This is a genomic window from Pseudobacillus sp. 179-B 2D1 NHS (genome assembly GCF_045370945.1).
GTDB lineage: Bacteria > Bacillota > Bacilli > Bacillales > Domibacillaceae > Pseudobacillus.
The window spans coordinates 23,544-36,560 of record NZ_JBIQDP010000034.1 but is presented as its reverse complement, the minus strand read 5'-3'; the positions used below and the strand labels follow the sequence as shown (position 1 = coordinate 36,560).

Annotated in this window: 11 protein-coding genes, 1 pseudogene and 1 riboswitch; of the genes and pseudogenes, 7 read left to right on the top strand and 5 right to left on the bottom strand. The window is 36.6% G+C overall.

What is annotated here, in order from left to right:
* Positions 1–1,423 precede the first annotated feature (1,423 nt).
* A riboswitch (cyclic di-GMP riboswitch) is annotated at positions 1,424–1,509 on the top strand.
* A gap of 20 nt (positions 1,510–1,529) precedes the next feature.
* The 4 genes from ACH0BF_RS22705 (at position 1,530) to ACH0BF_RS22690 (ending at position 3,649) form a co-directional block, all read left to right on the top strand.
* Positions 1,530–1,679 (top strand): hypothetical protein, encoded by a 150-nt coding sequence (locus tag ACH0BF_RS22705; protein WP_340856852.1) that lies wholly within the window; start codon positions 1,530–1,532, stop codon positions 1,677–1,679.
* 539 nt (positions 1,680–2,218) lie between these two features.
* Positions 2,219–2,779, top strand: a complete 561-nt coding sequence (locus ACH0BF_RS22700; protein ID WP_340856854.1) for a hypothetical protein — start codon at positions 2,219–2,221, stop codon at positions 2,777–2,779.
* 60 nt (positions 2,780–2,839) lie between these two features.
* Positions 2,840–3,034: a DUF6980 family protein gene (locus ACH0BF_RS22695; protein ID WP_406910346.1), complete on the top strand. Its 195-nt coding sequence runs from the start codon at positions 2,840–2,842 to the stop codon at positions 3,032–3,034.
* 315 nt (positions 3,035–3,349) lie between these two features.
* Positions 3,350–3,649 carry an antibiotic biosynthesis monooxygenase family protein gene (locus tag ACH0BF_RS22690; protein WP_340856855.1) on the top strand — a complete coding sequence of 100 codons (300 nt, stop codon included), beginning with the start codon at positions 3,350–3,352 and terminating at the stop codon, positions 3,647–3,649.
* A gap of 32 nt (positions 3,650–3,681) precedes the next feature.
* Here ACH0BF_RS22690 and ACH0BF_RS22685 read toward each other — a convergent pair whose 3' ends face one another.
* Positions 3,682–4,203, bottom strand: coding sequence for a WGR domain-containing protein (locus tag ACH0BF_RS22685; RefSeq protein WP_340856939.1), 522 nt, complete (start codon positions 4,201–4,203; stop codon positions 3,682–3,684).
* Between the two features lie 279 nt (positions 4,204–4,482).
* On the opposite strand from ACH0BF_RS22685, the gene ACH0BF_RS22680 reads away from it, so the two are divergent.
* Positions 4,483–6,435 (top strand): S-layer homology domain-containing protein, encoded by a 1,953-nt coding sequence (locus ACH0BF_RS22680; protein ID WP_340856856.1) that lies wholly within the window; start codon positions 4,483–4,485, stop codon positions 6,433–6,435.
* Between the two features lie 281 nt (positions 6,436–6,716).
* Positions 6,717–7,168, top strand: a pseudogene (locus tag ACH0BF_RS22675) (asparagine synthase-related protein); the annotation flags it as partial.
* A 239-nt stretch (positions 7,169–7,407) separates the two neighbouring features.
* Here the strand turns inward: ACH0BF_RS22675 and ACH0BF_RS22670 are convergent.
* Positions 7,408–8,124, bottom strand: coding sequence for a LuxR C-terminal-related transcriptional regulator (locus ACH0BF_RS22670; RefSeq protein ID WP_340856858.1), 717 nt, complete (start codon positions 8,122–8,124; stop codon positions 7,408–7,410).
* A 148-nt stretch (positions 8,125–8,272) separates the two neighbouring features.
* On the opposite strand from ACH0BF_RS22670, the gene ACH0BF_RS22665 reads away from it, so the two are divergent.
* Positions 8,273–9,394: a class II histone deacetylase gene (locus ACH0BF_RS22665; protein WP_340856859.1), complete on the top strand. Its 1,122-nt coding sequence runs from the start codon at positions 8,273–8,275 to the stop codon at positions 9,392–9,394.
* A 673-nt stretch (positions 9,395–10,067) separates the two neighbouring features.
* Here ACH0BF_RS22665 and ACH0BF_RS22660 read toward each other — a convergent pair.
* Genes ACH0BF_RS22660 through ACH0BF_RS22650 form a run of 3 tightly spaced genes read right to left on the bottom strand, consistent with a single transcriptional unit; the run spans position 10,068 to position 12,819 of the window.
* Positions 10,068–10,892, bottom strand: coding sequence for an ABC transporter permease (locus tag ACH0BF_RS22660; RefSeq protein ID WP_182917191.1), 825 nt, complete (start codon positions 10,890–10,892; stop codon positions 10,068–10,070).
* A 20-nt stretch (positions 10,893–10,912) separates the two neighbouring features.
* Positions 10,913–11,731 (bottom strand): ABC transporter ATP-binding protein, encoded by an 819-nt coding sequence (locus ACH0BF_RS22655; RefSeq protein WP_406910345.1) that lies wholly within the window; start codon positions 11,729–11,731, stop codon positions 10,913–10,915.
* Positions 11,732–11,760: 29 nt separating this feature from the next.
* Entirely contained in the window at positions 11,761–12,819 is a 1,059-nt protein-coding gene (locus ACH0BF_RS22650; protein ID WP_406910344.1) for an ABC transporter substrate-binding protein, read from the bottom strand.
* Positions 12,820–13,017: the final 198 nt, after the last annotated feature.

Below are 13,017 nucleotides of genomic sequence, written 5' to 3'. Positions count from 1 at the left end.
CAGCCACCGGTCAAATATCGGCAGCTGGCTGCTTAAAGGTGTTTTGATCCCTGTCTCAAAAATAGGGGTCAGTCCCAAAGAGTAAGGGCTTTTATTATTATTGGCCACAGAGCCGAAAGGTTTCTTTTTTGTAGCTTCACAGAAAGCGATCACATCCATTTTAAATGAAAGGTGAATAAAATTATAGCCCGTGTAACTATTAAATGCTACAAAGGCTTCTAGGGTTCTTATACGGCGTGTGAACTAAATGGTGATTATATTGCATTTATGATACGCCATATCTGGTTGTAGAAGTATTTATTTTAATGAGCAGGTATGTAATTGTATAAAATACCTTCATCTTTTTATCATTAGTATCAAAGTATGAAAAGAACAAGACAGAAATATGATTAGCCCTAGAATAATCTTCGAATTTCTCTTCAGTCATCGCTCTATCAACTAGAACAGTTATTATTACTTAATACAGTTCTTCTATGGGTATCATAAAATATCAGGTATCCTAAATCGCCAAAGCCAGAGTAATAATTCTATAAAATTCAAAATTTTGACTAGTTAGTAATCTTTGAAACGTCAACATAATATATCCCTTCCTTACGGTATCGCTACAATGGCCCTCCATTATACTAAAGTTTTAACAGCGTAAAAGTTCCCTACAATAAACACTATTTCTCTATGTACTTTCTCTCCAGATTTATCATTCCCTTTTCAATTCTGCTTTCTAGCTTTTTCTTTTTATTACTTAATAATTTTTGGGAAGCTTCAGCTGGGTTGTATTTTCGGTGTTCTGTTAATTATTTTTTTGGTCTTATCTAGAATTTTAATTGGTTCCTTTCCATGGCGTTTAACCTCATCTGCATTTCCAGTTTTTTATAGATAATTATGGACTTTATAAGGGTTCGCTAATCATTTGGTTTTTATACTTTTGGATAGTTAGGATTTAGTTACACGAAAAAGGATGCTTCAAGATTATCCATTCTGTAAGGAGTGAAGGGAATAAAATATCACTTTTTTATACAATATTGACCCATCAATATTGTATAAAAACCCACATAAAGACAAAATGGTCTATATCATGAAGTTAGGTGAAAAGATAAATCTTACTAGGAGTACTTCAATTTATAATAGAAAAATAAAGAACTGTCAAAAGAAATAGACATAACGCAATGGATGAATTTGAGCGTATGATAATCCAGTGGCATCAAGCGGCCATAGAAGGACGGATAGACGAAATAAAACGAGAAAGAAAAAATTTAGGTATTCAAATATTCAGGCGGCAAAAAGAAACAATACATTGATTTAATCTGCTAATTGCACCATATAGGAGATTATGATGTAGTAAAAAATACGACCGATTCCCAGCGACACAGGAGAAAATTTGGAGTTATTGATGATTTTCTTTCCAATTCATAGTAAAATTAATTCTAAATATAAAAGGCAAACTAATCGAAAGATTAGGACGCAAAGCCACGGATCTAAGGCATTTAATGCTAAGATAGCCGGGCTGCAGAATTAGGAAGGTACGCATCGTCATGAATGATGATAAAGATCAATTTATCTTTATGAGAGAACTTACTCGTTTGTATGACGAGCGTGAACGTTGCAAAGATGAACAAATTAAGGAAGAAATTACTAAAGATCTTGTTCTTTTAGAAAAAGCCATTGAGTTACTATCTCAGTAGAAAAGCGACATAAACGTAAATATGTTGTGTTCCGGGAGCCCTGAATCTTTAGGTTCCGGGGCTCTTTTCGTCTATTTATACTTTCCACCCTGTTAAATCTTTGTAATACAAGAGGAGTATATAGGTTATTCCTACTTTGCACTTCCATTTGAATCTCTAAGTATAAGAGCTTTTGGTGCAAAACCATAAGCATTTAGGGAGGGATTTTTCATACTTCAATATGTGCAAAATTCAAAACAAAATCTTGAAAAATTGCATTAGGAACAAGAAAAGCTTAACTTTCTATGCCCATTTTAGTATTTCAGACTATAGGGAATCTAAGGGTCAGGTTGTTATCATGGCGGATAGATAGCTTTTTTGTGATTTTCATGGGTTTATAACTCTCATTCTATCGCGCCTAAATTTTCCTTTAACTCATCTTTTTTAGGAAAAATTTACCTGAGTTTTAGTTTCCTTTATAATTGGTTAAAGAAGGGGCTCTACAAGGAGAAGAAAGCCTGTAGTTTTCCTTTTAGCAGCTGAATATATGGGGGGAAATCATGAGGAAATGTCTATTTAGAACTTTCATGGCTATTATTATGTTTTCTTTGTTTGGATGCCAACCAAATACTGTCGAAATAGTAAATGTGAATAAAGAAAAAAGTGTAGATGGTTTTATTGAACCCGAACCATCCGATTGGGTAAAATACAACAAAATTGTATTAAAGTATATGTATTACCGAACACAAGCAGTGATAAACAACGATATGAATCTCCTCTGGAATCAATATTCAGACCTAAAAAGAAATTACGATCTTCAAAAAGGTGTTAATGTAGAGAGAAATGAAGCTGAATCCTTAAATAAAGGTTTTAACTTGATAGATGCCAATTATAGTATCGAAAGCCATGACCGAATGAAGGTAAAAGTTACAGGCGACAAAGAAGTAATTGCTCTTATTCATGGCGGCATTAGTTATTTGCATGATGATTACAGTGAGTCAGGAGGGGAGCTTTTAATAGAGATTTCCCTAAAAGTTAAAGATGGCCGCTGGACTGTTGTGAAAACGGACGAATATACTGAATCTGAATATAAAGAATGGGTGAAAAAGCAGAACAAATAAACACTACTATTTCAAGTGTTATGTAAATAGAGAAAATACTTCAGGCAAGGATGCTAAGAGATGAAAAATTATTGTTGTAAGGATATGGAATACCATGCTACATTTAGCTGCGACACTCATAATAATCCTTTCGATTGCCCAGATCAGCTTATCTACTTTAATAAGGACGATGGAGAGCATGGGCTAATCATTCATGATGGAGGGAGCTCTACAGTTACTATTGAATTTTGTCCTTGGTGTGGCAGCAAGCTTTAAATAAAATTAATTTAGTAAGAGTACAGAAAAGATTGCTGCAAGGAAGTCTTTTTTAGTTGGTTTTTAAATTTTCAAGGCGCTCTCTCCCTATAACCAAGAAAGCTACTGTACACAATAAAATCTAGAGTTAATTTAACGAGCTTCTTTACTAACTCATTCTCTCTCGAATTAAAAAATCCGTTGCTTTTATCTTTGTGATTGGAGTTATTTGACTCAGAAATGAATCTGAGATTAATTTAATTAGCTCTCTATCAAGCTTTACGTTAACTATTCAAAGACGTATGATATATAAAAACCAAAAAAGGAGGACTTTACATGATATTAGAAGCTGCCATGTTGCAGGTAAAGCGAGGAAGAGAAAAGGAATTTGAGAAAACGTTCAAAAAAGCCTCAACTATTATTTCATCAATGAATGGCTATGTGAATCATACTCTTCAGAGATGTATGGAGGAACAGGGAAAGTATTTACTTCTAGTAAACTGGGAAACATTAGAAGACCACACCGTAGGGTTTAGAGAATCTAAGGAATATCAAGAGTGGAAAGAATTATTGCACCATTTCTATGATCCATTTCCGTTAGTGGAGCACTTTGAGAATATTGATTTTAGTAATTAATTAAAAAAGCATTGAGTCATCTCAATGCTTTTTTATATGAGATCAAATTTCGTCCCTTCAGGATACAAAGCGATATAGTTCTCTTCTTCAGGATGAAAGTACGCCATTCTTACTTCCTCAAGAAGGTTATTGTTCTTTAATTCGTTTAGGATGGTTTTTGTAGCTTTTTCTATGTCTACCACATAATTAAAGATGTTGGCTGTTCCACTGCCAATATCTCCACCGTCACACGCACCATTGCCTGTCCAGCCTAAACATTCGTTCATTAATTCCTCTACATGGTGTCTCTTCTTAAGCACTGCATCCATTTGATTTTCTTCGCAAGGGTATTGAACAACAAGTTCAAATAATTCATCTTCATCTAAATAATCATAGCCTTCGTTAGCTTTTTCATTGGCCAATTCATCCATTACTTTTTTCGCCTTTTGAGATAAGGCCAATTTCTTTTTCACGGTTTCGCCAGTATTTCCAACAGTGCCATAATGTATTACTAAAGTTTTGCCATCTCGCCAAACTTCCCAATAAACAATTTCATCATCAAGTTGTTTAATCATCTTAATCAAAATGAACACCACCGTTACTTTATGTTAATGATTTTATCATTTTTATTTTGAAAGCAGAAAAAGTATAAGGGATTTTTATCTTTATTATGGGTGCGGGACAGGAGAAACTGAATCAAATAGTACGATCATTTGTCTTCTGATAAGAAAATAAATGATCTGTCTTTTTGAATAACCAGTTTATTACTTTATTAGAAAAGCTTGTAGTACTAATCTGCCTATTATACTATAAGTTTAACAGGTATTTCCTGAAATATGGAACGGAGGGAAAAAATGAAAAGTCATAAAAAATGGCAAAAGATTAGTCCAGTCTTACTTGCAACGACTATCGGTATAAGCGGTATAGCGATTCCTGCTGATGACTTATCTCATGTGCAAGCGCAGGAAGCAGTGAACACGATGGCGCCAGCAAATGCTGAACAAATAGCCACTTCATTTATAACGGCAATTACTAATGAAAAATGGGACGAGGCCTATGCATTATTGAATGAAAATTTAAAAAAACATATGACCCAACAAGAATTATCATATATTTGGCAGGCGAAAACGTCTGTTTTTGGAAAAATCGGTAAGCAAGTATCTGTAAAAAAAGTAAGAAATGCCGTACATACAAATATCGTAATGACCTATGAGGGGGAGATTTCCCCTATGGAAGTGACTGTTAATTTAGATGAAACCGGTCGTGTGGATGACTTTTTTATCCCGTTTTATTATTCACCGCCAAGTCAGTATAAGAAACCGACATATGAAAAACAAGAGAATTATATTGAGCAGCAAGTGAAGATTGGCGAAGGAGAGTTTGCGCTTCCAGGTACGCTAACTATTCCACAAGGAAAAGGACCCTTTCCAGCGATTGTTCTTGTGCATGGTTCAGGACCCAATGATCAAGACGAATCCTTAAACTCGACTAAAGCCTTTCGGGATATGGCAGTAGGTCTGGCCAATGAGGGGATAGCTGTTCTTCGGTATGAAAAAGTAACAAGAGAACATCATTTAAAGACAGGTTTCTCTCCTAAATTTACCCTTCAAGAAGAAACGATTCAGGATGCGATAAACGCGGTCCAACTGTTACATACGCTGCCTGAAGTGAGTGATCAAGTTTATGTATTGGGGCATAGTCAAGGCGGGTATGCAATGCCGCGCATTTTGGAAACAGATAAAAATAACCTGATTAAAGGTGGAATCATCGTATCAGGACCAAGCGGCAAGTTTCAAGACTTGATGTTACAACAGCAAAAAGATGCATTGGAAAGAGCGAAGAAACAAGGATTGCCTCCTGAGCAGCTAGAAGCAGCAAAAGCAAATCTTGCTTTTTGGGAGCAACAAATAGCTTTAATTAATAATCCCGCTTATTCTAAAGATCATATCCCAAAGGAGTTTCAGCTTCCAAATGCCTATTGGTGGTATGAACTTCGCGACTATGTCCCTACAAAGCTAGCAGCTAAGCAGAATGTTCCTTTATTTATTATGCAGGGAGCAAAGGATTTACAAGTACCGCCTTCAGATTTGCAAGATTGGCAGAATGCTTTATCGAAGCGGAAAAATGTTTCTTATAAAATGTACCCTGATTTGATCCATTTGCTTGTTAACTATAAGGGGGAACCAGATTTTTCTGAGTATGCTATTCCAGCGAATGTCCCAATAGAAGTTATTAAAGATATCGGCAATTGGGTAAAAGGAGAGAAGGTTTCTATGACATTTACAGATGTCGGGTCTGATTTTTGGGCTTATAAAGAAATCCAATTCCTCGTTGATAAAGGGTATATAAGTGGATACAAGGATGGCAGTTTTCAGCCAAATAAAACGGTAACACGAGCACACGCTGCTAAACTTTTAGCCAATGCCCTAGGCTTTGATCACACACTTGCCAAAGATTCAACTGTATTTAAAGATGTAGCATCTGACAATGAATTCTTACCGTATATTCACTTTCTTAAGCAAAAAGGTATAATTTCCGGTTTTAAGGATGGAACATTCAGACCAAATGAGGAACTGACTCGTGCACAATTAGCGAAACTATTGTCAGCCGCTTTTAACTTGAAGGGGCATCCGACAAAGCCATTCAAGGATGTAAATAAAGAGTACTGGGCCTCTCCGTATATCGACGCTCTCGCAGCCCATAATATCGCTATCGGAAATTCAAATGGAACATTTGGCCCGACTCAAAAAGTCACACGCGCACAAACTGCTGCCTTTCTATATCGGACAATTCATTTACAGAAGTAATAAAGATGAAAGAATACCAAGAATAATTATTTTCGCCTACCGTATGACACGCTGCTCAATAGCAGCGTGTTTTTTTATTTAGAAAGCGCATGAAAAAAGAACGGAAAGATAAAGGGAGTGTTTTAGTTTTCCTGCAAGCAATCTTTATGAACGGTAAAAATATCTCCTTGAGCAAACTTTTTTATAGTGTCTATTCGTCTATACTATGTAACAGTCTAATTGCACATTAAACTTATCTTATACAGGTATTACCGATCCCATCTACTGGCCGTCAGCAGGTTATGACGATGGCTCACTCGCTGGAATTGCGTACCTCGTTTTTGGATCGGGAAGTCTTCGATATCGCTTCAACGATTGCTACAGATCAAAAAGTTAAAAACAGCACGACTACATAAGTCCTACGTAAAGCGGCAGCAGGTATTGTGACCGATCATGTCTTACATCGTAAAAAGCTTGGTTTTTCCGTGCCAGTCCGCTACTGGCTAAAAGATAAAATGTGCAATTGGGCGGTTAACTTAATTCAAGCAAGACTGACTATTTATTTAACAAGTAGAAAGTGATGCGGCTGCTGCAAGAGCACGTATATAACAAAAAGGATAATAGCCGTAAAATCTGGACTATTCTTGTATTTATAATCTGGCACCAGGTTTATGTTGAAGAGGTATATGATGTAGAAAAAGCGTTTAGTACACAACATAAAAAAACAGCTGGTTTTCCAATAACCGTAATTTAGTTGGTGCGCTTAGACTGCTGTCGGGGAGCTTTTTTCAATAGATGGCTTCGTACTAATAGCGGTTTAATGGAAACAAAAGACTGAGACTTACAATTATAAAATTTGTTTCAATTAATCAATCGTGGAGAAGTTGCATTAGAGCAAATAACATTTAGTTTATAATTTACATGGATCTTCGTATAAACCCCATCGTTCTCGTTCTTATGTAGTTTTGCAATCCTTTATGCCAGGCAGGTTAGTTATAGTTTTTGGACTAATTGTGTTCTGTTATTTACGCTATATTTTTCATAAATATTTTGTAAGTGCTTCTTTACCGTGTTTACGGAGATGTGCAATGTATCTGCTATAACTTGGTTAGTCCATCCTTTTTTAATCAGCTCAACAACCTCTTGCTCTCTTTTTGACAATAGACCAAATTCGTTTTCATCTTTTAATTGATGTAAAAGCACAGATGCTATAACGTCTGATATGAGGTGTAATATGTTGCGATCATTAGTTGTAAATTTATTCGTGTTCTCTTTTTGAGCCATTCCAATGGCTCCTACGAATTTCCCCTGATGAGCAAGCACCACTACCATTTCATCGTGAAACCCGTATTTCTTCAAAAACGAATGATAAAAAGGTGAATTTTCATACTGATCGCTTGAGACAAGGTCGGCTAATCGAATAACTTTTTTTTCACGAAATAACTCTACATTTTTCATTGGATGCAAGAGGTCGTAAAAATGATATTCAGTCAAGTAATCTATGAGTGCTCTATCACTTAGTTTATAGTTAAGAGGATCGCTTAAATTCCCTTGATCATCCGAATACCAAAAGATGGTTTGAGTGAATCCAAAATATTCTTCTAATTTATGTTGAATGTGTAAGCGGATATCTTCCACTGGATAAGTAATTTGGGCTGAAAAATGAATAATTTTCTCATACTCTTTAGGGGTCAACGTATAGCTGTTCATAAAATCCCTCCTTTAACTGATTAAATGTAATAAAAATATAATATTAAGAATATTCTATCAAATCACCCGGTCGGGTAATAGTAATATTCTTAAAAATGTCATTTAATGAAATTAGCAGCGGATGAATTAAATGATTGGAGGGGTTACGGTGAAGAAAACAGCATTTATTTGTGATGAGAAGTATTTCTGGCATGATACAGGGAATGGTGCTTTGTTTATGCCTCCTGGAGGTTATATCGAAACCGATGTGCATTCTGAAAACCCTGCAACTAAAAGGCGCTTTAAAAATCTACTTGAAGTAAGTGGACTAATGGACAAATTAACTCAAATTAAACCTCGCCCTGCAACTATTAAAGAAATTAGTTTTTACCATCCCGAGTCATATATAAATAAAGTAAAAGAGTTGAGTGAAGCTGGTTTTGGCGATGCAGGTGAACTAGCGCTCGTAGGGAAAGGTTCCTACGAAATTGCCCTGCTATCGGCCGGTGGAGCGATTACAGCAGTTGAATCTGTTGTTAAGGGTGAGGTGGATAATGCTTACGCATTAACGCGTCCCCCAGGCCATCACGCTGAGGCAGATAAAGGGATGGGCTTCTGTTTATTTAATAACGTTGCAATCGCAGCAAAGTACGCTCGTAATGTACTTGGATTAGAGCGTGTTATGATTCTTGATTGGGATGTGCATCACGGAAATGGAACGGAATCAGCTTTCTATGATGACCCAAATGTATTATTCATTTCACTTCATCAAGAACGTTTGTATCCAGCAGGCCGGGGAAGTCGAGAGGATGTTGGTAAGGGAGAGGGGATTGGTCGAAATATTAACATTCCACTTCCTGCGGGTACAGGAAACGCTGGATACATGTATGCGTTAGAAGAAGTTGTACAGCCTATTGCTGATCAATTTAAACCGGAGCTAATTATCATCTCTGCTGGTCAGGATGCAGGTATATTTGATCCACTTGCACGGATGATGGTAAATGCAGATGGTTACAGACAAATGACTAAATTTATGATGAATGTAGCTGAGAAGCACTGCGAAGGTAAATTAGTGGCTTGTCATGAAGGCGGATATAGTGCAGCATACGTACCTTTCTGTTCTTTAGCAATTGTTGAGGAAATGAGTGGTAATCGTACAGAAGTTGAAGATCCTTTTGTAGAAGGATTTAAAGACCTACCATATGACGAATTATATGATATTCAAAAAGAATACGTGTCAAAGGTTAAGGAAATTCAATCAGCTTATTGGGATTTGACTGTGAAAGCTTAGTTTTTAGAAGAAACCCCTGAAATAGGGGTTTCTTCTTTTATATTTGTATGCATTATGGACTGGCTACTTGGTCATTCCATGGGCAAAACAGTATTCTATCTCTTATCGGAAACATTTCCGTCAAGGAGAGAAAGGTTGATTGTTGAAGACACTCCGCCTCCTTTTTGAGATAAGCCGATCGAAGTCCCTTCGAAACCTTTTGATCCTCTACCGTTTGATTGGCTAGTTGTCCTTCGATTTTACATCAACTTAATGAGCCTAATCCCAAGTGGTGGCTGCGTATTAACCACATAAGCATACCGTCTCTTATTATAGGAGGTGGGTCCGGTCATATTCCTCAAAACAAATTGCAGGAAGTTTCTGAGCTGATTCCGAGTTGTCAATTGGTGACGGTAGATAACGCTGGTCACTTTTTGAATGATGATAATTTACCAGCCTTCTTGGCTGCTGTAAAAAGAATTCTCAGTTCTTGAGTTTCTGAAAGCTTTCATTTTATTTCAAAGTCACATTTGAGCAAAGCGATGTATATGCTCAAAAAAGAACAGATTGATGTCGTAAATCAATCTGTCCAAGATCAGAAGAAACTTCAATTGTTTGGGCTTGAGAGGTATGAGTTCGTTAGCAATATATCAGTTTACTATCTTTATCTATCTGTGCATCAGAACCAAATTTATTAACTATGGTCTGGTTTCCAAGAGGAAAATCGTTTTTCAATCATACCCAATAAAGAAGTAAGGATTAAACCTGTTATAGTAATTACTAATACTCCGACAAACATCCGATCTGTTTGTAAGTTTTGGCCATTGCTTGTTAACTGATATCCAATGCCAGCTGTTGAAGCAAACAGCTCACCTACAACTACAGCGATTAGCCCTTGACCGATCCCCAGGCGGATGCCATTCAACAGAAACGGTACGGTTGAAGGCAACGCTATTGTTTTAAAAATTTGAAACTCACTTGCGTTAAATGTTCTTGCTGCTTTGATCAAATTTTGGTCTAAAGTTAACATCGCCTTTTGTGCGCTCATCACTATTGGAAAGAAGGCCATCAAAAATACTATAACAATTTTGGATGCAGGTCCAATTCCGAATGCAATGACAATCACGGGTAAAAGAGCAACTTTAGGAGTGACATATAGTCCTGAAATAAAAGGATTGACCACTGCATTAAAGTTAGTGTTCCAGCCCGAGAACACGCCAATTGGAATTCCAATAAGTATAGCTAAAACAAAACCTGCTAAGAATTCGTAACCGCTTACTTTCATATTTTCCCAAAAGGAGACTTCCTGTACCATTAAAAATGCTGCTTGTGAAATTTCAATTGGTGAGCTGATAAATAATGGGTTTATCCATTCATTTTGGGAAGCAATTTCCCAGAGGAGTAGAAAAAGTAAAACAGAAACAGAGCTAATAATAAAAGGTTTTTTTTCCTTTTTTAATTTCTTTGGTTTTTTTATTTTAGGCTCCGATTGTGCAACTTGGATAGCACCTTTAGTCATAATAGTCTCCTTTCCCTTCATTACTTTTCTTTATCGTCAAAACCCTGTTTTGAAGATTCCTTTTCAATAATAGACCATATATGATCTACAAACGTTAAAAATTCTGGACTGCGCTTCACATGGAGATCTCTTGGTCTCGGTGTATTTACATCTATAATCTCCACCAAGCGCCCAGGTCTTGCTCCAAAGACAAATACCCTATCTGCTAAAAATACGGCTTCATCAATTTGATGTGTAATAAAAATACTGGTCTTCTTTGTTTCGCTCCATATTCTGAGTAACTCCCTTTGCATAAATTCTCTAGTTTGCGCGTCCAATGCTGAAAACGGCTCGTCCAGTAATAGCAATGATGGATTGACTGTCAATGCGCGAGCCAAATTTACTCTCTGTTGCATTCCCCCTGATAATTCATGAGGGTAGTGGTTTTCATAGCCTTTTAAACCAACCATCTCAATAAATTCTTTAGCTTCCCGCTTTTTATCTGTGGATACTTGTTTTTGTAGCTCAGCTCCATAGAGTACGTTATCTAAAACTGTTCTCCAAGGCAGGAGGCTAGGATTTTGAAAAACCATCGCTCTATCTTTGCCTGGGCCATCAATTTTCTTTTGGTCCAGCAGTATTTCTCCTTTGCTAGGCTTTAGTAAGCCAGCTACCGTATTTAAAAAAGTTGTTTTCCCGCAGCCGCTTGGTCCTACGATACAGATAAATTCGCCGTCTTTAATATCCAGATTTATATTTTTTAAGGCAATCACTTCTGCGCCGGTTTTATTGTTTACGTAGGTAACATTTAAAAAACGAGTCGACAGTTTTAACTTTTGGAGTGGTTTTGTAGTCCCCATTTAATTGGATCCTCTCCTTTCTAGATTAATTATTTTTTAAAAGCTTCTTTGATATAATTGTTTGTCCAAATAACATCTTCAGTGGTATCTTGTTTGGTAGAAACACCTGACATCTCTCCAAATTCAACTAATGGATCTTGCGCATTATCCCAAGCTTCCTGATTCATTTCTCCGTAGCCTTTAAACGTATCTTTTAATCCGATTAATGATTTTTCAAGGATCTCTACATCGATTCCTTCAAAGTAGGAGGTGATAGATTCCGCTGCTTTTCTCGGGTTATCACGCGTGAATTCCATTCCTTTTCCAATTGCTCGAACCACTTTTAAAGATGTTTCATGATTTTTTTCTAAATAATCTTTATCGGCAAAAACAACTTCCCAAACCATATTTTTGTACATGGGCTCTTCCATTGTGTCAATTACGATTTCGCCGACGTCTTTATTTTCTGCTTGTAAACCCATTGGGGGTGAGGCAATGCTACCATCAACAATTCCCTCTTGCATACCGCCAATTTTCGCTCCATCGCCTGCTAATTTGACAGTTTCGAGAGTGTTTGGATCAACACCATGCAGTTTCATTAAATACCGGGTGTAAACATCTCCGGAATCCCCAACAAGGTTTGTGCCAATGGTGGCGCCAGTTAACGAGGCAACTCTATCCTTAAGTGGTGAATCTTTAGAAATGTTCTTTTTCTTTTGGTGCTTTTTAGAGAGTGTAATTTGATAAGTTAGAGCTGAGTTTAAAGATTGGATTGCTAGTAAATCCTCTCCCTTATCAAGGGGAGCAAACATACTGCGGGGACCTGAGACCGCAAATTGAGCTTCACCTGATAAGACAGAAGCGATTACTTGTGAGCCACCACCGCCAGATGCAATTTCAACTTCAATGCCTTCATCTTTAAAAAATCCTTGCTCAATAGCTACATAAAATGGAGCAACTGACAAAATCCTTGCTGGTTCTGCAAAAGTAAGCTTAACTGCTTTTTTTCCTGAACTGTCTTCACTTTCCGTCGTTGTTCCTTGACTACAGGCAGATACTATTAACACTAAACATAAAAGAACTATTACCAAAAACTTTTTCCTAGACATATTATTTCCCCTCCTAAAATAGTTTTAATGATTTGTTTCGTATATGAAACATATTTTTGTATATAAACAAATTTTATCTTTCTCTGATAAATTTCGTCAACATATTTTTAGAAAATTTGAATAATTTTAAATAGAAGAGCTTGAATGATTGGTAATAAATCTGTTCGATTTTCAAAAAAGAAGGGGAGAAGTATCAAC

Bases quoted from the DNA above. Each gene is read 5' to 3' on its own strand.
- ACH0BF_RS22705 (WP_340856852.1), top strand. From the start codon at position 1,530: ATGAATGATGATAAAGATCAATTTATCTTTATGAGAGAACTTACTCGT.
- ACH0BF_RS22700 (WP_340856854.1), top strand. From the start codon at position 2,219: ATGAGGAAATGTCTATTTAGAACTTTCATGGCTATTATTATGTTTTCT.
- ACH0BF_RS22695 (WP_406910346.1), top strand. From the start codon at position 2,840: ATGAAAAATTATTGTTGTAAGGATATGGAATACCATGCTACATTTAGC.
- ACH0BF_RS22690 (WP_340856855.1), top strand. From the start codon at position 3,350: ATGATATTAGAAGCTGCCATGTTGCAGGTAAAGCGAGGAAGAGAAAAG.
- ACH0BF_RS22685 (WP_340856939.1), bottom strand. From the start codon at position 4,203: ATGATTAAACAACTTGATGATGAAATTGTTTATTGGGAAGTTTGGCGA.
- ACH0BF_RS22680 (WP_340856856.1), top strand. From the start codon at position 4,483: ATGAAAAGTCATAAAAAATGGCAAAAGATTAGTCCAGTCTTACTTGCA.
- ACH0BF_RS22670 (WP_340856858.1), bottom strand. From the start codon at position 8,124: ATGAACAGCTATACGTTGACCCCTAAAGAGTATGAGAAAATTATTCAT.
- ACH0BF_RS22660 (WP_182917191.1), bottom strand. From the start codon at position 10,892: ATGACTAAAGGTGCTATCCAAGTTGCACAATCGGAGCCTAAAATAAAA.
- ACH0BF_RS22655 (WP_406910345.1), bottom strand. From the start codon at position 11,731: ATGGGGACTACAAAACCACTCCAAAAGTTAAAACTGTCGACTCGTTTT.
- ACH0BF_RS22650 (WP_406910344.1), bottom strand. From the start codon at position 12,819: ATGTCTAGGAAAAAGTTTTTGGTAATAGTTCTTTTATGTTTAGTGTTA.